General features: G+C 58.3%; 23 protein-coding genes, 1 pseudogene and 1 riboswitch. Of the genes and pseudogenes, 10 read left to right on the forward strand and 14 right to left on the reverse strand.

Annotated elements, in window-relative coordinates; translation table 11 throughout:
* Positions 1–30: 30 nt before the first annotated feature.
* From CC94_RS0108125 to CC94_RS0108135, 3 genes are read left to right on the forward strand one after another with little or no spacing between them, the layout of a single operon-like run.
* Positions 31–759, forward strand: coding sequence for a TSUP family transporter (locus CC94_RS0108125; RefSeq protein ID WP_031430440.1), 729 nt, complete (start codon positions 31–33; stop codon positions 757–759).
* Positions 760–798: 39 nt separating this feature from the next.
* On the forward strand, positions 799–1506 hold the full coding sequence (crcB, locus tag CC94_RS25220) for a fluoride efflux transporter CrcB (RefSeq protein ID WP_005368783.1): 708 nt from the start codon (positions 799–801) through the stop codon (positions 1504–1506).
* Positions 1482–1796: a DUF190 domain-containing protein gene (locus CC94_RS0108135; protein WP_005368785.1), complete on the forward strand. Its 315-nt coding sequence runs from the start codon at positions 1482–1484 to the stop codon at positions 1794–1796. Before crcB ends, CC94_RS0108135 begins: the two co-directional genes overlap by 25 nt.
* Position 1797: 1 nt before the next feature.
* Here CC94_RS0108135 and CC94_RS23680 read toward each other — a convergent pair whose 3' ends face one another.
* The 6 genes from CC94_RS23680 to CC94_RS0108175 form a co-directional block, all read right to left on the reverse strand.
* Positions 1798–2184 (reverse strand): hypothetical protein, encoded by a 387-nt coding sequence (locus CC94_RS23680; RefSeq protein WP_157203406.1) that lies wholly within the window; start codon positions 2182–2184, stop codon positions 1798–1800.
* Between the two features lie 66 nt (positions 2185–2250).
* Positions 2251–4911: a cation-translocating P-type ATPase gene (locus CC94_RS0108155; protein ID WP_031430441.1), complete on the reverse strand. Its 2661-nt coding sequence runs from the start codon at positions 4909–4911 to the stop codon at positions 2251–2253.
* Positions 4912–4948: 37 nt separating this feature from the next.
* The gene (locus CC94_RS24240) at positions 4949–5116 is read right to left on the reverse strand and encodes a hypothetical protein (RefSeq protein WP_215731667.1); all 168 of its coding nucleotides are present in this window, start codon (positions 5114–5116) and stop codon (positions 4949–4951) included.
* Positions 5117–5172: 56 nt separating this feature from the next.
* Positions 5173–5517, reverse strand: coding sequence for a hypothetical protein (locus CC94_RS24245; RefSeq protein WP_215731668.1), 345 nt, complete (start codon positions 5515–5517; stop codon positions 5173–5175).
* Between the two features lie 389 nt (positions 5518–5906).
* Positions 5907–6377, reverse strand: a complete 471-nt coding sequence (locus CC94_RS0108170; protein WP_031430442.1) for an HAD family hydrolase — start codon at positions 6375–6377, stop codon at positions 5907–5909.
* A gap of 24 nt (positions 6378–6401) precedes the next feature.
* Entirely contained in the window at positions 6402–6713 is a 312-nt protein-coding gene (locus tag CC94_RS0108175; RefSeq protein ID WP_031430443.1) for a DUF190 domain-containing protein, read from the reverse strand.
* A 199-nt stretch (positions 6714–6912) separates the two neighbouring features.
* On the opposite strand from CC94_RS0108175, the pseudogene eno reads away from it, so the two are divergent.
* Positions 6913–7089 (forward strand): annotated as a pseudogene (gene eno / locus CC94_RS24610) (phosphopyruvate hydratase); the annotation flags it as partial.
* Between the two features lie 844 nt (positions 7090–7933).
* On the opposite strand, the gene thiC reads toward eno, so the two are convergent.
* The 8 genes from thiC to CC94_RS0108220 form a co-directional block, all read right to left on the reverse strand.
* Entirely contained in the window at positions 7934–9802 is a 1869-nt protein-coding gene (thiC, locus tag CC94_RS0108185) for a phosphomethylpyrimidine synthase ThiC (protein WP_005368796.1), read from the reverse strand.
* A gap of 33 nt (positions 9803–9835) precedes the next feature.
* Positions 9836–9936, reverse strand: a riboswitch (TPP riboswitch).
* 77 nt (positions 9937–10013) lie between these two features.
* The gene (gene hisD, locus CC94_RS0108190; protein ID WP_005368798.1) at positions 10014–11324 is read right to left on the reverse strand and encodes a histidinol dehydrogenase; all 1311 of its coding nucleotides are present in this window, start codon (positions 11322–11324) and stop codon (positions 10014–10016) included.
* 4 nt (positions 11325–11328) lie between these two features.
* Positions 11329–11961, reverse strand: a complete 633-nt coding sequence (gene hisG, locus CC94_RS0108195) for an ATP phosphoribosyltransferase (protein ID WP_005368800.1) — start codon at positions 11959–11961, stop codon at positions 11329–11331.
* 9 nt (positions 11962–11970) lie between these two features.
* Entirely contained in the window at positions 11971–13236 is a 1266-nt protein-coding gene (gene murA / locus CC94_RS0108200; RefSeq protein WP_005368803.1) for a UDP-N-acetylglucosamine 1-carboxyvinyltransferase, read from the reverse strand.
* Between the two features lie 49 nt (positions 13237–13285).
* Positions 13286–13597: an STAS domain-containing protein gene (locus CC94_RS0108205; RefSeq protein WP_005368805.1), complete on the reverse strand. Its 312-nt coding sequence runs from the start codon at positions 13595–13597 to the stop codon at positions 13286–13288.
* Positions 13594–14067, reverse strand: a complete 474-nt coding sequence (gene mlaD, locus CC94_RS0108210; RefSeq protein ID WP_005368806.1) for an outer membrane lipid asymmetry maintenance protein MlaD — start codon at positions 14065–14067, stop codon at positions 13594–13596. Before mlaD ends, CC94_RS0108205 begins: the two co-directional genes overlap by 4 nt.
* Before the next feature lies 1 nt (position 14068).
* Positions 14069–14851: a lipid asymmetry maintenance ABC transporter permease subunit MlaE gene (gene mlaE, locus CC94_RS0108215; protein WP_005368808.1), complete on the reverse strand. Its 783-nt coding sequence runs from the start codon at positions 14849–14851 to the stop codon at positions 14069–14071.
* 10 nt (positions 14852–14861) lie between these two features.
* Positions 14862–15689 carry an ATP-binding cassette domain-containing protein gene (locus CC94_RS0108220; RefSeq protein WP_005368810.1) on the reverse strand — a complete coding sequence of 276 codons (828 nt, stop codon included), beginning with the start codon at positions 15687–15689 and terminating at the stop codon, positions 14862–14864.
* Positions 15690–15981: 292 nt separating this feature from the next.
* On the opposite strand from CC94_RS0108220, the gene CC94_RS0108225 reads away from it, so the two are divergent.
* The 6 genes from CC94_RS0108225 to CC94_RS0108250 are packed head-to-tail and all read left to right on the forward strand — an operon-like array spanning position 15982 to position 20768.
* Positions 15982–16959 carry a KpsF/GutQ family sugar-phosphate isomerase gene (locus CC94_RS0108225; RefSeq protein ID WP_031430445.1) on the forward strand — a complete coding sequence of 326 codons (978 nt, stop codon included), beginning with the start codon at positions 15982–15984 and terminating at the stop codon, positions 16957–16959.
* A gap of 8 nt (positions 16960–16967) precedes the next feature.
* Positions 16968–17492 carry a 3-deoxy-manno-octulosonate-8-phosphatase KdsC gene (gene kdsC / locus CC94_RS0108230; protein WP_005368814.1) on the forward strand — a complete coding sequence of 175 codons (525 nt, stop codon included), beginning with the start codon at positions 16968–16970 and terminating at the stop codon, positions 17490–17492.
* A complete protein-coding gene (gene lptC / locus CC94_RS0108235) occupies positions 17489–18055 on the forward strand; it encodes an LPS export ABC transporter periplasmic protein LptC (RefSeq protein WP_005368816.1) in 567 nt (188 codons plus the stop codon). The genes kdsC and lptC overlap by 4 nt, the downstream gene beginning before the upstream one ends.
* Complete coding sequence (gene lptA, locus CC94_RS0108240) at positions 18042–18560, forward strand: lipopolysaccharide transport periplasmic protein LptA (RefSeq protein WP_031430447.1); 519 nt, start codon at positions 18042–18044, stop codon at positions 18558–18560. Before lptC ends, lptA begins: the two co-directional genes overlap by 14 nt.
* 6 nt (positions 18561–18566) lie before the next feature.
* Complete coding sequence (lptB, locus tag CC94_RS0108245) at positions 18567–19292, forward strand: LPS export ABC transporter ATP-binding protein (RefSeq protein WP_005368820.1); 726 nt, start codon at positions 18567–18569, stop codon at positions 19290–19292.
* Positions 19293–19319: 27 nt separating this feature from the next.
* Positions 19320–20768: an RNA polymerase factor sigma-54 gene (locus CC94_RS0108250; protein WP_031430449.1), complete on the forward strand. Its 1449-nt coding sequence runs from the start codon at positions 19320–19322 to the stop codon at positions 20766–20768.
* Positions 20769–20773: the final 5 nt, after the last annotated feature.

The following is a 20773-nucleotide window of genomic DNA, read 5'->3' on the forward strand; positions in this document are numbered from 1 at the left end:
TCTCATCAGCAATGACAAGCGGAATAGCCGATGCCAGTCGATATCATGCTCACGGTGGTCGCGACCACAATGATCCAGTCCCTATTCGGTGCCGGCGTTTTGCTGTTCGGCACGCCGTTATTGTTGTTGTTCGGGCACGGGTTCGTGGAGGTTCTGGTCGTGTTGTTGCCGATTTCGATCGGCATCAACCTGTTGCAAATCATCAAGCATCATGTTCATATCGATTTCGCGTTTTACCGTAACGTATTGATTTTAACTTTGCCGCCGATTGCGTTGTTCCTGTTTCTGGTGACGCATGCGCGGATCAACATCAGTTTGCTGATCGGCGTCTTTTTATTATTTATCGCCTGCAAGGAATACTCGGCGTCGATCGCCAAAATGCTCGACCGGATGATGGCGTTTGAAAAAACGTATTTTTTGCTGATGGGCATCGTGCATGGGGTCAGCAATTTGGGCGGTTCGTTGTTGACCGCGCTGGTGCATCACAAACACTATGAAAAAGACGCCGCCAGAGTTACCGTCGCCGCGTCTTACGCCACCTTCGCGGCCGTGCAGTTGCTGACGCTGTGGCTGTTCAGCGCCCAACAAATCGACCTGTCGATCAACCATACGGCCGTTTATCTGCTGGTCGGGATGTTGGTGTTCATGCTCAGCGACGAGATGCTCTACAACGCGCTCGACCGCGCCAAGTATCAGCGTTTTTTTGCCGCTTTTCTGGCGGTTTCCGGCCTGACGCTGATCGTAAAATCGTTAAATTGAAATCATGGACAACGCCTTGTTTACGCTGAGCACAGACTGATGAATCAAATCATTGCCATCGCCCTGGGAGGATCGGTCGGCGCAGTCACGCGCTTTCTTGTCGCCAACGGCATCTATACCTGGCTGGGCCGCAGTTTTCCCCACGGCACCTTGTTTATCAATGTGTCGGGTTCGTTCCTCATGGGATTTTTGACGGCGCTGATGCTGCAGCGTTTCGCCGTGGCCGTGGAGTATCGGGCGGCGGTTCTGGTCGGTTTTCTAGGCGCTTACACGACTTTTTCCACATTCGCGCTGGAAACGTTGAATTTATTCGAAGAGGGCAGCCTGCTCAAAGCAGGGCTGAATATTTTTCTCAGCGTTGTGCTCTGCCTGGCCGCGGTATGGATAGGCATGATCGTGGGGCGGCAACTCTTCACCGGCGATTCGTACCCGTGGCTGGGTCACGGCCTGCCTTACCTGCATTTGGGATTGGGCGTGATCGCGGCGTTTTTGTTGACCGTGCTGGCGGAATATCTGTTTCATCGCTTCAATTTATCTTTGGAGATGAGGGCCGTCGGCCTGATTCTGATTTTGGGGCTGATCACCATCGCATCGACCTTGTGGTTGGCCTTCAATTTGACCGAAATTCGTTTTGAATTTCACGGTTTGTTAAGTCTTTTCATCATCAACGCGTTGTTCGGCGTGGCGGCGGTTTGGTTAGGTACAGTCATGGGAAATTGGTTATGGCAGCTCAATCCGTCACGATAGTGCGCGTTTATCTGCGCGAGGGCGAACATCAGCAGCATGACGTGATGAAATTGCTTCACGACGATGAGCGCGTTCAGGGCGCAACCGTTTTTCGAGGCATCAGCGGATTCGGCCCGGACGGCGTCTTGCGTACCGCTTCACTGGTCGATCTTTCGCTCGATCTGCCGTTGGTCGTGGAATTTTATGGAGAGCCGGCCCAGATGGAAGCCGTGATCGATAAACTCATCCAACACCTGCATTTGCCGCATATTGTCAGTTGGGCCGGCGTCAGTCATGTTGCCGGCGAGTAATTTAAAAACTTCCTGGCATAAAGGCCAACTTCGCGTCTCCACGCGCTAATAAAACCCGATGCACGATCTCATCGTGCTGTTTTTTGCCGCGTTTATCGCCGCCGCGTGGAACATCCGGCATACTGTCCGTGCTTTTTCGAAATGATAGGCGATCAGCGGCTAATCGGCATAGCCGATCATCGTGATCGGCCAGTAGAGCCGCGTCCGGTCCGCCAGATACCCCGAAACCAGGCGCAACAAATAACCGACCAGTTCTCCGAAGCCCGCAACAATACCCCCCCGTCGCGGCGCTTGCGCCCAAAACGGCAAGAAACGGATCGGTGATCGCACGCGCACTTTCGTAGGTCATGTCGGCGAACAGGCTGACGCTGCCGATCAGCGCCGACAAAGCGCATGGCCGTCAAAGGCGCAGCGTTGTTGTTCATGGAATCTCTCCGATTGCCTGCAAAAGGCTTTAACCGTTGTGATGGTTTCGGTAAAGCCAACCGCGGCGGCGCAGCCACTTTTCGATCTCTACCGCAAAAAAGACCACCGAAGAAAGCGCCAAGCTGAACAACAGTTCAGTGGCGCTCAAGGCTTCGGTTTTAAAGATAGGCTGCAAAAACGGGACATACAGCACCGCCATTTGCAGTGCGAAGGTCAAAGCCACGGCGCCTAAAAGAAGCCGGTTGGAAAAAAATCCCCGGCCGAACAGCGACACCGATTCGGAACGTATCGCCAGCACGTGCCCCATCTGCGACAGGGTCAAGACGGTGAACACGATGCTCTGCCAATGCGTGGAGCCGCCAAAATAAGCCCAGCCTTGCGAAAATAGCGAAATCCCACCCATCAGCAGGCCTATCCACAGGATATGCTGCCACATGCCCTGAGCAAAAAGACTTTCCTGCGGCGGCCGCGGCGGGCGCTGCATGGTGCCGCGTTCTTCCGGTTCGGCCGCCAAGGCCAGCCCCGGCAAACCGTCGGTAACCAAATTGATCCAAAGAATTTGAATCGGCAGCAAAGGCAACGGCAAACCGACAAAAGGCGCCAAAAACAGCGTCCAGATTTCCGCCGAATTGCCGGTCATGACATATTTGACGAACTTGCGGATGTTGTCGTAAATGCGCCGGCCTTCGCGGACCGCCGTCACAATGGTGGCGAAGTTGTCATCCTGCAGCACCATGTGCGCCGCTTCCCTGGCCACGTCCGTGCCGATTTTTCCCATCGCGATGCCGATATTGGCGCATCTCAACGCCGGGGCGTCGTTGACGCCGTCGCCGGTCATCGCCACGAATTCGCCTCTGTCCTGCAGCGCTTTGACGATCTTGATCTTTTGTTCCGGCGCAACGCGCGCGTAAACCCGCACCGACTCGACCTCTTTTTCGAATTCCGCAAGGCTCATGTTCGCGAGTTGCCGGCCGATAAGCACCTTATCGGCTTTTTCGGCAATCCCTAGCCGTACTGCGACGGCGAGTGCGGTCGCCGGATGATCGCCGGTAATCATCACCGGCGTGATGCCGGCGCTCTTGCACAGTGCCACGGCTTCGCGGGCTTCCGGCCTTGGCGGATCCAGCAATCCGGCCAAACCTAAAAAGCACAGTTCGGTTTCAATTTCATCGGCGCTCGGCGCTTGCGGCTGTTCGGCCAGATAACGGTATGCCAGCGCCAATACCCGCAAACCGTTCGCAGCCATTTGCTCGGCAGCGGCCATAATTTTTTTGCTATCCAACGCTTGCGGCCCGTCGGCCGTCCATTGCGTGCCGCAGCGCGGCAGTAAATTTTCCGGAGCGCCTTTGCTGTAAGCAATGACTTCGCTGTTTTCCGAATGCAGCGTGGTCATCAGTTTACGTTCGGAGTCGAAAGGGATTTCATCCAGCCGCGGCGCTTCCTTGGCTAATTGGGCGCCGTCATAACCGGCATCGGCGGCGGCTTTGTATAAAGCCATTTCGGTGGGATCGCCGTGCAGCCGGCCATTCCGGCCGCAGCGAATGTCGTTGTTGAGGGCAAAAGCGCGCAGCAGCAAGCTGGGAAAATTGCCATCGATATTATTGTGTAACCGATTCCCCACATAAAACGCTTCCGCAACCATGCGGTTCTGCGTCAGCGTGCCGGTCTTGTCCGAACAAATAAAGGTCACCGATCCCAGCGTTTCCACCGCGGGCAGGCGCCGGATCAGCGCGTTTTTCTTTACCAGCCTGCGTGCGCCCACGGCCAGAGATACCGTGGCTACCGCAGGCAACGCCTCGGGAATTGCGGCTACCGCCAGGCTGATCGCGGTCAGGAACATCTGTAGCGGCGTTTCGCCGCGCAGCAGACCCGCCAGAAAAATGATGGCGCAAATCGCCAGAATCAATAACGACAGGCGTTGACCGAAACGGGCGAGACGTTGCTGGAGCGGCGTTTTGGTTTCTCGTTCGCGATGCAGCAGCTCGGCGATTTTGCCGAGTTCGGTGTCCATTCCGGTAGCAATGACGATGCCGACGCCCCGCCCATAGGTGGCCACGCTTCCTTTATAAGCCATGTTATGGCGGTCGCCGAGCGGCGAATCCAGTTCCTTGATCAATGCGCCGGTTTTTTCGGCAGGGTGGGATTCGCCGGTCAGCGCGGCTTCCTCGACTTTCAGCCGGGCCACGTCCAATAATCTGAGGTCGGCCGGAACGACATTGCCGGCTTCGAGCAGGACCAGATCGCCGGGAACCAGTTCATGCGCCGCGACGGTGCGGATTTCGCCGTCCCGGAGCACCTGGGCGATGGGGCTCGCCAGGCGCTTGAGCGCGATGATCGCCTGTTCCGCCCGATACTCCTGGACAAAGCCGATGACGGCGTTTAACACGACGATCACGATGATCGTGACGGTATCGGTCAATTCGCCGATGAATCCCGATACCGCGCCGGCTAAAATCAGCACGATAATCATGAAATCGGCGAACTGGCTGAAAAACATCCTCGCCATGCTCCTGCGCCGCGGTTCCCGGAGCACGTTGGGACCGTAGGCCGCCAGCCGCTGCCGCGCTTCATCCTGGTTCAAACCTTTTTCGGGATCGACCTTGAGCCAGGCGGTAGTTTGCCACGATTCGAGCAGATGCCAGGGCGGCGGAGAATATTTACGTTGCGGCGGAGGCCGTGATTTCTTCATGATTTCTGAGGGGCGATGAAACAAGCCTGCGAGCGCGTCAAATGATTTCCAGACGGCTGCCGATATACGCCAACAGTACGCCGCCCGCCAAAAGGGCGGCCGACCAAGCGAAAGGGCTGCCATGCACGGCTTTGCCCAACGCGCCGCCCAGCAACGCCAAAACGCCCAACGCAACGACAATGGCGCACCACGAAACCTGGGGCATAAGCGCTCCCAGCAGCAAGGGCAACAGCGCTCCGCAAAAACTGCATATGCCGGCAATTAGGCGGCGTTATACAGGGCCATGCGCCCTAGACGCGTGGCAGCGAGGCAGCCGTGCGATCTTAAGTTTAATTGCCGTTCGGCATGAATCAATTCACTGCGCAGTTCGGCATAATGCGCGACAAACAAAATGAATCCTCCCGACACGGCGGCCGCCGTGGCGACACGCACTGGCAGGCCGGCATCGATCGGCGTATCGGCATCGAGCAGTCTGCCGGACGCCAGCGTCAACGCGGTCAAAATGCCGTCGCGCCAATCCGCGACCAGATCAAGGCGGTGCTTGGGATGCGGCGACGGTTGTTTGACCGCCATATCCACATTCAATACCACGCGCCGAAGATTCATGGTGCCGCTCCCGCCGATGTAGTGAGGAAAGAAAATGGGTCTGCCGGAAGCATGGCTCAGCCACTCGTTTGCCGCAACGACTCCCCATCTTTCCGCAACGTTTCCAAATCATTAGACGACAAACCCGCTCCATCGTTTTCGATGGAGCGCTGCGCCAATAAAAAATCGCTTTTTACCGTATACCGGAAGATTGGCGGGTTTCGGCAGATCGTCCTCATCGATGGCACAAACCGAACGCATCGGCAGTTGCCTGGAGCACGCTCAGCAGCTTGGCGCGAACTGCGGGCAATTCGGTGTTGATAGCGGTTGCCAGAACGGAGCCTTTGCGGTCGAATGCCGAGGACAATAGGACACTCGCCTCTCCGCCAACTCGGCTCCGGGTGCAGCATTTACGACCTCAATGTGGCCATCAAACGCAAAGGATGTAAAAGCAAACCCAAGGCGGCACCGATATTCGGGACAAGAATGTCCGCCGCCATCAGCGCCTCCACCGCAACGCTTTCGTGCTGGGCGACGGCGATGGCAAGCTCGGCGGTTTTCAGCATCAGACGGTCGTTGCGGCCGTTGCCGATAGCGGCGCAATTTTTAGCGCCCAACCGCTGAAGATAATCCAATTTCGCGCTGTCTTGATTGCAAGCAGACAGGATAACCAGTTCGCAAGGTATGCCGGACAATTCTTCGCGCGCGCGGCCGAAAGTATCGCCGGTCAGAATGTGGATATGCAAGTTATGGGATAATTGGGACAAATCGACATCGACGCCATCCAAAAGCTCGCCGTCATAAGCCAACGTTCCGTTGTAATCCAGCAGCAAATGTTCCAGCCGCAAAGTTTTGTATCCTGGAATGTCGATCTCAAGCATTTTTATGCCTCACTGATCATCTCGTTAAACCCGGGTATGGGCGAGTGCCGGCCAACTTACGATGTGGTGCAGGTGCAGCTTGTCGACCAGGGTTTCGACGACGGCTTCAGCCTTGTCCGGATCATCGAAAAACTCGATAACCAGCGGCAGGTCGAGCGATAAATCCACTAAAGATTCAGTACGTATCGTCCCATCCTCGCTGAAACCCTCGATGCCGCGGAAGACGGTGACGCCAAGCACCTTCGCGTCATCGTGCAAATGCTTGATGATTTTATGCAGGAGATGCTCGCTTTCGCGCAGATAAATTCGCACCACGGTAATTTGCCGGTTTGTCATGACCTGTCTCCAACTTTCTCAGTCCAACAAAGGATGATATCGGGAAAGTATTATGCTCCCGTCTTTAACGTTTCGCACAGCGATGCACCCGATTCTGGCAAAATTGTCATGTTCCGGTCATGGCGGCGTGTGAAAGGATTGATAATATTCCCAGCATATCCTCTTTTTCAGCACATCGTTAATTATGGAGAGATGGCTCATGACTGCGCGTATTCAGAATCTCGAAGCCTATGAAATCCTCGATTCCCGAGGAAACCCCACGGTGCGGGTAAACGTCCGGTTGGATAACGGTATGATCGGTACGGCTTCTGTTCCATCCGGCGCCTCGACCGGCGAGAACGAGGCAATGGAGCTGCGCGACGGGAATGAAAAACGCCGCCATAGCCGCTTCCTGTTCTTCGGTATGGGCGGCCGGGACAACAGGATGGACTATGCCCCGTGTTTGTCCGTGATTCAAGCGATCCGACATTCCGCGGCAGAATCTCATTCGGCGGAACCCGGCAAGCCGGTTCCACCTTACGGGTTGGTGGGCTTGGCGCCTTATTGCCGGGACAGCGGCCAAAAGGCAGGGCGGCGACAGGTCTTTGGTGGACGTCAGTTGATTCGATCGACACGGTATATGGCAACGCTGAGCGCCGTCCGTTTCATAAGCCGACCAAAGCTTTTTACGACCGCCTGCTGTCTCGTGGCAAGCCCAAAAAGGTCCCCTGGTGGCCTGCATGAGAAAGCTGCTGACCATTCTCAATACCTTGACGAAAAATGACCGCGAAGGGGATCCCGGCTATGCAGTTTAGCTTGATTTTTAACACAGTTGCTGCAGGGAGGCAGAAGGTAGATCGCGTCGGGAACAGGCGATCGAGAGCAATGCAGGAGCAATTGCCGAGTGCGTACCGTTTACCGCCGAAAAAGGTACGCACAGCGTACCCTACGAAGCGGTCGATAAGCGCCTGCCGATTCCGTTCAGTATTAAGTTTGCTGAAACGGATTTTTACGCGAAAAGGTGTGCGCTGGATTTCTTATCCCGAACTCAGGTTATGTATTACTTTTTCAAAAGGCTGTTCACTGGCCCTGTGGGGCTGGAATCAAGCGGCAGGCTGCGGCGCTTACCCTGCGGAGATTGGCCGTTCTCCGGGATTGCCGAGGGGTTAGCGATAACGTAAAAGGGAGAAACGAGGCCGGTAAAAGGCGAGGCGGGGTTTTTCCGCCTTGCCCTGGTTTTTTTACACCTTGTGGTAAATATCCGCGCCTTCTTCGAGAAACTGCTTCGATTTTTCGTCCATGCCTTTCGCTAACGCTTCCTCTTCGTTCAGCCCCTTCTCGGCGGCGTAATCGCGCACATCCTGGCTGATTTTCATCGAGCAGAAATGCGGGCCGCACATCGAGCAGAAATGCGCGATTTTCGCCGATTCCTTCGGCAGCGTTTCGTCGTGGAATTCGCGCGCCTTTTCGGGGTCGAGGCCGATGTTGAACTGGTCTTCCCAGCGGAACTCGAAGCGCGCCTTCGACATCGCATTGTCGCGCGCCTGCGCGCCGGGATGGCCTTTCGCCAAATCGGCCGCATGCGCGGCGATCTTGTAGGTGACGATGCCTTCGCGGACGTCCTGCTTGTTCGGCAGGCCCAGGTGTTCTTTCGGCGTTACGTAGCAGAGCATCGCGCAGCCGTACCAGCCGATGTTTGCCGCACCGATCGCGGAGGTGATGTGGTCGTAGCCGGGCGCGATATCGGTCGTGAGCGGCCCCAAAGTATAGAAAGGCGCTTCGCCGCATTCTTTCAGCTGCTTTTCCATATTGACCTTGATCATGTGCAGCGGCACATGGCCGGGGCCTTCGATCATCGTTTGCACGTCGTGCTTCCAGGCGATCTGGGTCAGTTCGCCCAGGGTTTCGAGCTCGCCGAACTGCGCCGCGTCGTTCGCATCGTAGATCGAGCCCGGACGCAGGCCATCCCCCAGCGAGAACGAAACGTCATAAGCCTTCATGATTTCGCAGATCTCTTCGAAATGCGTGTACAGGAAGCTTTCGGTATGATGCGCGAGGCACCATTTCGCCATGATCGAGCCGCCGCGCGAGACGATGCCGGTCATCCGCTTCGCGGTCAGCGGCACGTATTTCAGCCGGACGCCCGCATGGATCGTGAAATAATCGACGCCCTGCTCGGCCTGTTCGATCAGCGTGTCGCGGAAGATTTCCCAGGTCAGTTCCTCGGCCTTGCCGTTCACTTTTTCCAGCGCCTGATAGATCGGCACCGTGCCGATCGGCACCGGCGCGTTGCGCAGGATCCACTCGCGGGTCTCGTGGATGTTCTTGCCGGTCGACAAGTCCATGATCGTGTCGCCGCCCCAGCGGATGCCCCAGAGCATCTTTTCGACTTCTTCCTCGATCGAGGACGTGACCGCCGAGTTGCCCAGGTTGCCGTTGATCTTGACCAGGAAGTTCCGGCCGATGATCATCGGTTCCAGTTCGGGATGGTTGATGTTGGCCGGGATGATGGCGCGGCCGCGCGCAACTTCGCTGCACACGAATTCGGGCGTGATCACGTCCGGAATCGAGGCGCCGAACGATTCGCCCGGATGCTGGTCTTTCCACAATTCGCGCATCGCGTCCATCTTTTGGTTCTCGCGGATCGCGATGAACTCCATTTCCGGGGTGATGATGCCCTTGCGCGCATAATGCATCTGGGTGACGTTCATGCCGGCCTTCGCGCGGCGCGGCTTGCGGATATGCTCGAAGCGCAGGTGCTGGGTGGCCGGATCGTGCAGGCGCTGATGGCCGTAGGCGGAGGTCGGGCCTTCCAGTTCTTCGGTATCGTTACGCTCCAGAATCCAGTTCACCCGGACCCAAGACAGCCCTTTCTTCAGGTCGACCGCAACGTTCGGGTCGGTGTAAGGGCCCGAGGTATCGTACACATACAGCGGCGGATTTTTTTCGGCGCCGAAATGCGCGGGCGTATCGGACAGGGTGATTTTACGCATCGGCACCCGAATGTCCGGGCGGCTGCCCTGCACATAGATTTTTTCCGAGGCCGGATAAGGATCGATTTTGACTTGGCTGACCGCATCGGCGGTCAGATCTTTGAGGACGGCGCTCATTGCGTTTCTCCAACAACAAAAAACAGACAAGGCGCAAGGAAGTTAGGGCTTTCCTACGCCGGTATTAACCGGAATCAGGTTCAAAGGGTGATTCTCAGCCTGCCGCCGCGCGGCAAGCACCCCCAGCCTATACGGGTTTCGCTAAAATAAAGTAAAACAGTCGGTTTTGCAAGCTCAGGCTACTGAGCTGGCTAAGCATTGGCTCAGCCTTTTAGCCGGCTTTGATCCGGTATTCCGCAGAACGCGCATGCGCGGTCAGGCTTTCGCCGCGCGCCAGAATCGACGCGGTCTTGCCGAGTTCGCTGGAGCCTTGCGGCGAGCAGTTGATCAGGCTGGTGCGTTTTTGGAAATCGTAAACCCCGAGCGACGAGGAAAAGCGCGCGGTGCCCGAGGTGGGCAGCACGTGATTCGGGCCGGCGCAGTAGTCGCCCAAGGCTTCGGCGGTGTGCCGGCCGAGGAAGATCGCACCGGCGTGGCGAATGTGTTCGCTCAATGCTTCCGGATCGTCGACCGACAATTCCAGATGCTCCGGCGCGATCCGGTTCGCGACGCCGGCGGCTTGCAGCAGACTCTCGACTTTAATTAACGCACCGCGTCCGTTCAGCGAAGCGGCAATAATTTCGGCGCGCTCCATTTCCGGCAGCAGTTTGTCGATGCTCTGCTCGACCGCATCCAGAAACGCGCCGTCGTCGCTGATCAGAATCGCCTGCGCGTTTTCGTCGTGTTCGGCCTGCGAGAACAGGTCCATCGCGATCCAGTCGGGATCGGTCTTGCCGTCGCAGATGACCAGGATTTCGGAAGGGCCCGCGATCATGTCGATCCCGACCTGGCCGAAAACCAGTTTCTTCGCGGTCGCGACATAGATGTTGCCGGGACCGACGATTTTCGCGACCGGCGGTACGGTTTCGGTGCCGTAAGCCAGGGCGGCAACCGCCTGGGCGCCGCCGATCGTGAACACGCGGTCGACGCCGGCGATATGGGCGGCGGCCAGCACCAGCCGGTTCAATTCGCCCTGCGGGGCCGGCACGACCATGATCAGTTCGGGAACGCCGGCGACCTTGGCCGGAATCGCGTTCATCAGCACCGACGACGGGTAAGCGGCCTTGCCGCCCGGCACGTACAGGCCGACCCGGTCGAGCGGGGTGATCTTCTGGCCGAGTACGGTGCCGTCCGCTTCGGTATAGCGCCAGGATGCCATTTTTTGATGCTCGGCATAGGCACGGATCCGGCTTGCTGCGGTTTGCAGCGCCTTCGCCTGCGCTTCGGACACCGTGTCGAAAGCGGCTTGCAGCTGCGCCTTGTCCAGCTCCAGTTCGGATGCATCGCTCAATGCGCGCCGGTCGAAACGGGTGGTATAGTCGATCAGCGCCCGGTCGCCGCGTGCGCGCACCTCGGCGATGATTTCGAGCACTCGCTGATGAACCGAGAGGTCGTCGCTTTCGTTCCAGGCCAGCAGCCGGTCCAGTCTGGCGGCAAAGTCGGGCGAGGCGGCGTCGAGGCGGGTCAGGGTGATCTTGGGCATGGCGTTAACCTTGAGTGGCGAGAGTCGCTTCGAATTGATTCAGCAGTTCCGCGATCGCGCGGTTTTTCATCTTCATCGCGGCCTTGTTCACGACCAGCCGCGAGCTGATGTGCATGATCAGGTCGCGCGGCTCCAGATCGTTCGCTTTCAGCGTATTGCCGGTTTCGACCAGATCGACGATGCAGTCGGCCAGACCCACCAGCGGCGCCAGTTCCATCGAGCCGTACAGTTTGATGATCTCGGCCTGGATGCCCTGGTTCGCGAAATAGCGCTGCGCGATCTTCACGTATTTGGTCGCGACGCGGAGCCGCCGGCCGGACAAGGGCGGCGCGTTCTTGTGCGCGGCGGTCATCAGCCGGCAGCGCGCGATGTTCAGGTCGAGCGGCTCGTACAGGCTCTCCGCACCGTGTTCGAGCAGCACGTCCTTGCCGGCGATGCCGAGGTCGGCCGCGCCGTATTCGACGAAGGTCGGCACGTCGGTGGCGCGGATGATCACCAGCTGCACGTCCTCGCGGGTGGTTCGAAGAATCAGTTTGCGGCAGGTCTTCGGATCGTCGACCGGGGTGATGCCGGCGGCTTCGAGGAGCGGCAGCGCCTCTTCGAAAATCCGGCCTTTGGATACGGCTATGGTCAGCATCGGGCTACCTTAATTGGGGACGCGGCGGATCGTGGCGCCGAGTTGCTGCAATTTTTCTTCGATATGGTCGTAGCCGCGGTCGATATGGTAAATCCGGTCGACGACCGTGCTGCCTTCGGCGGCCAATGCGGCGATCACCAGGCTGGCCGAGGCTCTGAGGTCGGTCGCCATCACCGGCGCGGCGGTAATCTTGTCGACGCCCGTGCAGATCGCGGTATTCGATTCGAGCTTGATGTCGGAACCCATCCGCTGCAATTCCTGCACATGCATGAAGCGGTTTTCGAACACCGTTTCGGTGATGATCCCGACTCCTTCCGCGACCGAGTTCAGCGCGATGAACTGCGCCTGCATGTCGGTCGGAAACGCCGGGTACGGCGCGGTGCGCACCGACACGGCCTTCGGCCGCCGGCCGTTCATGTCGAGCTTGATCCAGTCCGGCCCGGTCGAGATTTCGGCGCCGGCCTCGGCCAGCTTTTCGAGCACCGCATCCAGGATGTCGGGGCGGGTGTTCTTCAACTTGACCGAACCGCGCGTGATCGCGGCCGCAACCAGATAGGTGCCGGTTTCGATCCGGTCCGGCATGATGTTGTAATGGACATTCTCGGCGGCGAGTTTTTCGACGCCTTCGATCGTCAGCACGTCGGTGCCGATGCCGGAAATTTTCGCGCCGAGCGCATTCAGGAAATGTGCAAGGTCGGTCACTTCCGGCTCTTTCGCGACGTTTTCCATGATCGTGGTGCCTTCCGCAAGACAGGCCGCCATCATCAGGTTTTCGGTGCCGGTCACCGTGACCTGTTCGAGCACCAGGCGGCAGCCTTTCAGTCTTTCGGCGCGTGCGCGGATGTAGCCGCTTTCGACCTTGATTTCGGCGCCCATCTTCATCAGGCCGTTCAGGTGGATGTCGACCGGGCGGGTGCCGATCGCGCAGCCGCCGGGTAGCGACACATGCGCTTCGCCGAAGCGCGCGAGCAGCGGGCCCAACACCAGGATCGAGGCGCGCATGGTCCGGACCAGTTCGTAAGGCGCTTCATAGCTGTGAATGAAGCGGCAGTCGACTTCGATGTTCATTTTTTCGTCGACGAGCAGGCGTACGCCCATCCGGCCGAGCAACTCCATCGTGGTCGTGATGTCGTGCAGGTGCGGGATGTTGCCGACGGTAACCGGAGATTCCGCAAGCAGGGTGGCGGCCAGAATCGGCAGCGCGGCATTTTTGGCGCCGGAAACGCGCAATTCGCCGGCGAGGGGTTTGCCGCCGGTGATGATCAGTTTGTCCATAGGAAATTTGTAAACAATAGATTCGGTAAGAAAGTCATTGGCGCCGGTTTTATCCGAGATGGACCGCGAAATGCGCGTCCTGGTCGAAACCGCTCAGCCGGGCCATGCTCAGCAACTGTTTCGGCACATTGCTGAAACGGAGCAAAGTGCGCTTGGCCCGACAATATTTGATCCATTCTATCATCAACGCCAGGCCGGCACTGTCGGTATTCCGGACCTGGCCGAGATCGAGCGTGATCTCCTTGTAGGCGGTCAAGAAACTCAGCGATTTGACCGTCTGCTTGTCGATCGTCGCGAAGGTCAGATCGCCCTCGACGAGATAATGGCCGGCTCCCTTGTCGATGATGTTCAGGCCGCTCATTTCTTGGCCTTTTCTTCGGCCGATTTGAACAGGAACTGGCCGATCGCCTTTTCGAGAATGATCGCCGACTGGGTAATCTCGATCTTGCCGCCGTTCTGCAGATACTCGTCCGAACCGCCCGGCTCCAGGTTCACGTATTGCTCGCCGAGCAGACCCGCGGTAAAGACGCTGGCGGTCGTGTCGGTCGGCAAAGTCTTGTATTTCGAGTAAATCGCCATTTCGACGACCGACTGGTAGGTCTTGGGATCGAAGCTGATCGATCTGACCTGGCCGATCTTGACGCCCGCGGCCGATACGGGAGACTTGACTTTCAGTCCGCCCGAGTTTTCGAAGCTGGCGGTGACCGAGTAGGTGTCTTGCTCGACGAAAGAGCTCAAATTGCTGACCTGCAGGGCCAGGAAAAACAGGCCGGCAATGCCGGCGGCGACAAAAAGCCCAACCAGGGTATCCTGGGTGTTGCTGTGCTGCATGTTAATCGTCTCCAAACATGAGTGCGGTCAGGATGAAATCGAGACCCAAAATACTGAAAGCGGAATTCACGACGGTGCGGGTGGTGGCGCGGCTGACGCCTTCGGAGGTCGGCACCGTGTCGTAGCCTTCGAACAGGGCGATCCAGGTCGTTACGAAACCGAACACGAGGCTTTTGATGACGCCGTTCACGATGTCGTCCTCGAAATCGATGCTGGCCTGCATCTGCGACCAGTAGGCGCCGTCGTCGACGCCGAGCAGCCCCGTGCCGACCAGTTGTCCGCCGACGATGCCGACCGCGCTGAACAGGGCCGCGAGCAGCGGCATCGCGATGAAGCCGGCCAGAAAGCGAGGGGTGATGATCCGCTTGATCGGATCGATCGCCATCATCTCCATCCCGGAAAGCTGCTCGGTCGCCTTCATCAGGCCGATTTCGGCGGTCAGCGCGGACCCGGCGCGGCCCGCAAACAACAGAGCGGTCACCACCGGACCGAGTTCCCTGACCAGCGAGGCGGCCACCATCAGGCCCAGCGTTTCTTCGGCGCCGAAATCGGACAGAATGTAATAGCCTTGCAGGCCCAACACCATCCCGACGAAGAGTCCCGAAATCACGATGATCAGGAACGACAAGACGCCGACGAAATAGATCTGGTTGACCACCAGGCGCGGGCGCAGCGCCATGCTCCCGATGCCGGCCAGGGTATCCCGCAGAAAATAGGAGCCTCGCCCCAGCTTGGTGAAGCCGGTCGTGGTTGTCCTGCCCAAAAAATTCAGAAACTTAATCATCGTCCGGAAATCAGTACCGCCGTCCTGTCGAGATCAGGTCGTCGAAATAGTCTTTGGCGGGATAGTGGAAATGCACCGGACCGTCCGCCGCTCCGGTGATGAACTGCTGCACCCACTCGGACGGGGATTGCCGGATTTCTTCCGGGGTGCCGTGGCCGGCCACCTTGCCGTCCGAGATCAGGTAGGCATAATCGGCGATCACCAGCGTTTCCTGCACGTCGTGCGAAACGATGATGCTGGTCAGGCCGAGCGTCGTGTTCAGCGATTTGATCAGATGCACCAGCGCGCCCATCGAGATCGGGTCCTGGCCGGTAAACGGTTCGTCGTACATGATCATCATCGGATCGAGCGCAATCGCCCGTGCCAAGGCGATCCGCCGGGCCATCCCGCCGGACAGTTCGCTCGGCATCAGGTTGCGTGCGCCGCGCAGGCCGACCGCGTGCAGCTTCATCAGCACCAGGGTGCGGATCATCGACTCGGGCAGATGCGTATGCTCGCGCAAAGGGAACGCGACATTGTCGTAAACGCTCATGTCGGTCAAGAGCGCGCCGCTTTGGAACAGCATGCCCATGCGCTTTCTGAGATTGTACAATTCCGCCCGCTTAAGCCGGTGCACATTTAGGCCGTCGACGTGAACCGAGCCGGAGGCGGGCGCCAACTGGCCGCCGATCAGTTTCAGCAGAGTCGTCTTGCCGGTGCCGCTGGGCCCCATGATTGCAGTGATTTTGCCGCGTTCGATCGACAGCGAAACGTCCTCGAAGATTTTTTTCTCGCCGCGGGAAAACGAAAGATTGCGCACGCTGACCAGATTGTCTTGTTGTTTTACGCGGTTTTCCATGCGCGGCTTCAGGTTGGGAATGGCAATATGAACTTTCTATTCTCACTGAGTAATCCTTATAAAGTCAATACATTATCATGAACGGGCGGCGCCGCGCCGCCGCCGTCCGGGATGCCGGGTTTCTTTCGCATCCCGTGCGGTTTGGTAATCAACCCCCTGCGGACGCGCCTTCCTAATTTTCACTGTCCGCCTATAGACCATTACCGGCCGACTCATGGCATAATGTATGCCTTATGTTTAACCGATGCTCGTCGATGATTTTAATTCTGCGGCCCGGCCGCCGTCCCGGCAGATGATGCTGCACGATCAGGAGCTGCGCGCCCTGGCGCTGGCGGTGATCCAGGTGGAAGCGCAGGCCGTTGCGGCGCTGTCCGAACGCATCGACGAGCATTTCACCACGGCCTGCCGGCTGATGTTTGCCTGCGCCGGCCGGGTCGTGGTGACCGGGATGGGCAAGTCGGGCCATATCGCCGGCAAAATCGCCGCGACGCTGGCCAGCACCGGCACGCCGGCGTTCTTCGTGCATCCAGGCGAAGCCAGTCACGGCGATCTCGGGATGATCACCCAGCAGGACGTGGTGCTGGCGTTGTCCAATTCCGGCGAAACCGAGGAAGTGTTGACGATCCTGCCGATCATCAAGCGGCTCGGCGTGCCGTTGATCGCGATGACCGGCAATCCGGCCTCGACCCTGGGCTTGCTGGCGACCGCGCATATCCATGTCGGCGTCGCCCAGGAGGCCTGTCCGCTCGGCCTGGCGCCGACGTCGAGCACCACCGCCGCGCTGGCGATGGGCGATGCGCTCGCGGTTTCGCTGCTGGAAGCGCGCGGTTTTACGCGCGACGATTTCGCGCTGTCGCATCCGGGCGGCAGCCTCGGCAAGCGCCTGCTGCTCCGGGTCAGCGACATCATGCATACCGGTGCCGAGATGCCGGCGGTGCGCGAAAATGCCTTGATCAGCGAAGCGCTGCTCGAAATGACCGAAAAGAAACTGGGCATGACCGCGATCGTCGATGCGGACAGCAAGGTGGCGGGCATTTTCACCGACGGCGACTTGCGCCGCATGCTCGCCAGGAACTTCGATATCCATAAGACCCGGATCGCCGAAGTGATGACCGCCAACTGCACCACGATCGGCAGCGGTACGATGGCGGCCGAAGCGATGCAAATCATGGAACAAAAACGCATCAATGCGCTAATCGTGACCGACGCCGAACGCCGCGCGGTCGGCGCGTTGAACATGCACGACCTGATCCGGGCCGGCATCGTCTAGGAATACTCATGCAAGCAGTGATTGAAAGAGCCGCAAAAATCAAACTGTTGGTGCTCGACGTCGACGGCGTTTTGACCGACGGCCGGCTATTGTTCGATTTTTTCGGCAACGAGTACAAGTTTTTCCATGCCCGCGACGGCCACGGCATCAAACTGCTCAAAAGCACCGGCGTGGATATCGCGATCATTTCCGGGCGCAAGTCCAAGTCGGTCGCGATCAGGATGAAGATGCTCGGCATCGAATACGTCTACCAGGGCCACGAGAACAAACGCCACGCCTTCGAAGAACTGCTCGGCAGGACCGGGCGCACGCCCGAACAGACGGCTTATGTCGGCGACGACCTGCTGGATTTGCCGCTGATGGTCCGGGCCGGCCTCGCGGTCGCGGTGAACGACGCGCATCCGGACGTGAAGGCACATGCGCACTGGAGTACGGCACTGCCCGGCGGCCGCGGCGCGGTCCGGGAGGTCTGCGATCTGATCATGCAGGCGCAGGGCAATTACGCAGCGATTTTGAACAGTTACCTGCAATGAGGCTGCGCCATTTACGCCTGCATGCCTTGCTGGGCGTGCTCGCCCTGTTGAGCTGGGGGCTGGTCAGGCTGACCGTCACCGAGGAAGGCGGCGTGCTGGTGGTGCCGCCGCACAGCCCGGATTATTTCAGCGTCGGCTACCGCAAATGGGAGATGGGCGAAAACGGTCTGCTGAAGAACCAATTGACGGCCGACAGGATGACCCATTACAGCGACGACGGCACCACCCATTTGGACAAACCGCTGATGATTTTCCATAATGAAACGGCGCCTTCCTGGGTGATCCATGCGGAAGCGGGTATTTTGTCCGCCGACGGCAAGGATCTGCAATTGAACGGCAAGGTGAAGGTCGAGCGGGCCGCGGGCAAAGGCGTGAGGCCGCTGCTGATCAATACCTCGAATGCCAGGGTCAAACCCGAAACGCATTACGCCGAAACCGACGAATGGGCCGAATTGATCAGTCCGCCCAACCGTACCGTCGGCGTCGGTATGAAACTGGTCTTCGAGCAGCCGGTGCATCTGCAGCTGCTGTCGAAAGTACAGGGTAAATATGAAACCAAGTAAATTTTGCGGCTTTTTAAGCCTTTGTCTGCTGCTGTCCGGTCTATACGGGACCGATGCCTATGCATTGGCGACCGATGCGGAGCAGCCGATCACGATCGATTCGAATACCGCGACCTATGACGACAAGGCCGCGGTCAGCATTTACACCGGCGACGTGATTTCGATTCAGGGCAGCATCAAGGTCAATTCGGACAAACTGGTCGTGCATTTCGTCGACGGCGATGCGGAAAAACTGGTGTTTACCGGTAATCCGGCCCATTTCAAGCAAACACCGAGCCCCGGCAAGGAAGACATTCTCGGCGATGCGCTGATCGGCGAGTATTACCCGAAGAAGAACCTGCTGATTCTGAAGAACAACGCCACGGTCAAACAAGGCAACGGCACCTACAAGAGCGATTATATCGAGTACGACATCACTACTTCGCTGGTCAAGGCCGGCGACACATCGACCGATTCCAAGCGCGTGCGCGTAACCCTGCAACCGAAAGCGAAAGCCAAGAAATAAACCGCGATGACCCGACTCACCGCCAGCCAACTGATCAAGAACTACAATCAGCGCCATGTCGTGAAAGGCGTCTCGCTCGAAGTGAATACCGGCGAGATCGTCGGCCTTCTGGGGCCGAACGGCGCCGGCAAGACGACCAGCTTTTACATGATGGTGGGCCTGGTCAAGGCCGACGGCGGCCGGATATCCCTCGACGACCTGGACATTACCCATCACCCGATGCACCTGCGCGCCCGTCTGGGCATCGGCTATCTGCCGCAGGAGGCGTCGATCTTCCGCAAACTCAGCGTCGCGGACAATATTCGGGCCGTATTGGAACTGCGCGGCGACCTGAGCCGCGGCGAGGTCAATCTGGCCATCGAAAACCTGCTGGAGGAACTGCACATTCCGCACCTTCGGAAGCAAATGGCCATGAGTCTTTCGGGCGGCGAACGGCGGCGTCTGGAAATCGCCAGGGCGCTGGCGACCCATCCCCGCTTCATCCTGCTGGACGAACCGTTCGCCGGCGTCGATCCGATTTCGGTCGAAGACATCAAAAACATCATCGTCCATCTGAAAGACCGCGGCATCGGCATCTTGATCACCGAACACAATGTCCGGGAAACGCTGGGTATTTGCGACAGAGCATATATACTTAACGACGGCAGGGTCATCGCCGAAGGCGGGGCCGATGCGATCGTCGCCAACGAAGAGGTGCGCAAAGTGTATCTGGGCGATAAGTTTAGTCTTTAAATCCGAACGCTTACCTTACTCACCGCCATGAAACAGTCGCTCCATCTCAAACTCGGCCAGCAAATGACGATGACGCCGCAATTGCAGCAGGCGATCCGTCTCTTGCAGATGTCGACGCTCGATTTGCAGCAGGAAATCGAACAGGCGCTCGAATCGAACATGATGCTGGAACTCGGCGAAGACGAGAATAATGCGCCGATGCTCGAGCCGGTACCGGAAAAAAAGGTCGACAACTCCGACACGGTCACCAGCGAAGGTTCGCTGACCGACATTCCGGACGAATTGCCGGTCGATTCTTCCTGGGAAGACATTTTCGACGCCACGCCCGAATGGAGCGGCAACGACGGTTCGGACGAGCATGATTTCGAATCCCAGCGCAGCAAATCGTCGACGCTGCACGACTACCTGCTCTGGCAGGTCGATCTGACCAAATTTACCGAACGCGACCATGCGATTGCGCTCGCGATCATCGATTCGATCAATGAAGAAGGCTATTTAACGGCTGGCATCGAGGAGATTTTCGAAGGCCTTTCCAGCCAGATCGGCGAGCTCGACGTCGACGAAGTCAAGGCGGTTCTGCACCGGCTCCAGCATTTCGACCCGCCCGGCGTGGCGGCTGCCGATCTGGCCGAGAGCCTGCGTCTGCAGCTGGAGCAGTTACCGCCGGATACGCCTTACCACGCGGAAGCCTTGCGCATCGTGACCCAATATCTGGATTTGTTGGCTACGCAGGAACGCAACAAACTGATGCGGAAATTGAATCTCGGCGAGCAGCAGCTTGCCGCCGCGGTCGCGCTGATCCGGACCCTCGACCCGAAGCCCGGCGCCAAAATCCAGGAGGCCGAATCGAGCTATGTGATTCCCGACGTCTACGTCGCCAAACGGAACGGCCGCTGGCAGGTCAGCCTGAATCCCGACATCGCGCCGAAACTGCGCATCAACCCGTACTATTCGTCGATGATCAAACGCGCCGACGACAGCAAGGACAACGTCTGCATGAAGGATCATCTGCAGGAGGCGCGCTGGTTCATCAAGAGCCTGAACAGCCGCAACGATACGCTGCTCCGGGTCGCGCGCAGCATCGTCGAAAAACAGACCGGCTTTCTCGAACACGGCTCGATCGCGATGAAACCGATGGTCTTGAAAGAAATCGCCGAAGAACTCGAACTGCACGAGTCGACCATCTCCCGGGTCACCACCCAAAAATACATGCACACGCCGCGCGGCATCTACGAATTCAAATATTTTTTCTCCAGCCACGTCTCGACCGAAGGCGGCGGCGAATGCTCGTCCACCGCGATACGCGCCTTCATCAAGGAACTTATCGGTAACGAAAATCCGGCAAAACCGCTCAGTGATAGTAAAATAGCCGAACTGCTGCAAGAAAAGGGCATTCAAGTCGCCCGCAGAACCATTGCGAAATATCGCGAAGCCATGCTGATCGCCTCATCAAGCGAAAGAAAACGCATTTTGTAGGCCTT

The organism is Methylomicrobium agile, assembly GCF_000733855.1.
GTDB classification, from domain to species: Bacteria; Pseudomonadota; Gammaproteobacteria; order Methylococcales; family Methylomonadaceae; genus Methylomicrobium; species Methylomicrobium agile.

Coding starts and splice junctions, on each gene's coding strand:
- lptA (WP_031430447.1), top strand. CDS start 18,042: ATGAAACCAAGTAAATTTTGCGGCTTTTTAAGCCTTTGTCTGCTGCTG.
- lptC (WP_005368816.1), top strand. CDS start 17,489: ATGAGGCTGCGCCATTTACGCCTGCATGCCTTGCTGGGCGTGCTCGCC.
- hisG (WP_005368800.1), bottom strand. CDS start 11,961: ATGCTGACCATAGCCGTATCCAAAGGCCGGATTTTCGAAGAGGCGCTG.
- CC94_RS0108225 (WP_031430445.1), top strand. CDS start 15,982: ATGATGCTGCACGATCAGGAGCTGCGCGCCCTGGCGCTGGCGGTGATC.
- CC94_RS0108125 (WP_031430440.1), top strand. CDS start 31: ATGCCAGTCGATATCATGCTCACGGTGGTCGCGACCACAATGATCCAG.
- mlaD (WP_005368806.1), bottom strand. CDS start 14,067: ATGCAGCACAGCAACACCCAGGATACCCTGGTTGGGCTTTTTGTCGCC.
- lptB (WP_005368820.1), top strand. CDS start 18,567: ATGACCCGACTCACCGCCAGCCAACTGATCAAGAACTACAATCAGCGC.
- kdsC (WP_005368814.1), top strand. CDS start 16,968: ATGCAAGCAGTGATTGAAAGAGCCGCAAAAATCAAACTGTTGGTGCTC.
- thiC (WP_005368796.1), bottom strand. CDS start 9,802: ATGAGCGCCGTCCTCAAAGATCTGACCGCCGATGCGGTCAGCCAAGTC.
- CC94_RS0108175 (WP_031430443.1), bottom strand. CDS start 6,713: ATGACAAACCGGCAAATTACCGTGGTGCGAATTTATCTGCGCGAAAGC.
- mlaE (WP_005368808.1), bottom strand. CDS start 14,851: ATGATTAAGTTTCTGAATTTTTTGGGCAGGACAACCACGACCGGCTTC.
- CC94_RS0108170 (WP_031430442.1), bottom strand. CDS start 6,377: ATGCTTGAGATCGACATTCCAGGATACAAAACTTTGCGGCTGGAACAT.
- CC94_RS0108220 (WP_005368810.1), bottom strand. CDS start 15,689: ATGGAAAACCGCGTAAAACAACAAGACAATCTGGTCAGCGTGCGCAAT.
- crcB (WP_005368783.1), top strand. CDS start 799: ATGAATCAAATCATTGCCATCGCCCTGGGAGGATCGGTCGGCGCAGTC.
- CC94_RS24245 (WP_215731668.1), bottom strand. CDS start 5,517: ATGAATCTTCGGCGCGTGGTATTGAATGTGGATATGGCGGTCAAACAA.
- hisD (WP_005368798.1), bottom strand. CDS start 11,324: ATGCCCAAGATCACCCTGACCCGCCTCGACGCCGCCTCGCCCGACTTT.
- CC94_RS0108135 (WP_005368785.1), top strand. CDS start 1,482: ATGGCAGCTCAATCCGTCACGATAGTGCGCGTTTATCTGCGCGAGGGC.
- murA (WP_005368803.1), bottom strand. CDS start 13,236: ATGGACAAACTGATCATCACCGGCGGCAAACCCCTCGCCGGCGAATTG.
- CC94_RS24240 (WP_215731667.1), bottom strand. CDS start 5,116: ATGCCCCAGGTTTCGTGGTGCGCCATTGTCGTTGCGTTGGGCGTTTTG.
- CC94_RS0108155 (WP_031430441.1), bottom strand. CDS start 4,911: ATGAAGAAATCACGGCCTCCGCCGCAACGTAAATATTCTCCGCCGCCC.
- CC94_RS0108205 (WP_005368805.1), bottom strand. CDS start 13,597: ATGAGCGGCCTGAACATCATCGACAAGGGAGCCGGCCATTATCTCGTC.
- CC94_RS0108250 (WP_031430449.1), top strand. CDS start 19,320: ATGAAACAGTCGCTCCATCTCAAACTCGGCCAGCAAATGACGATGACG.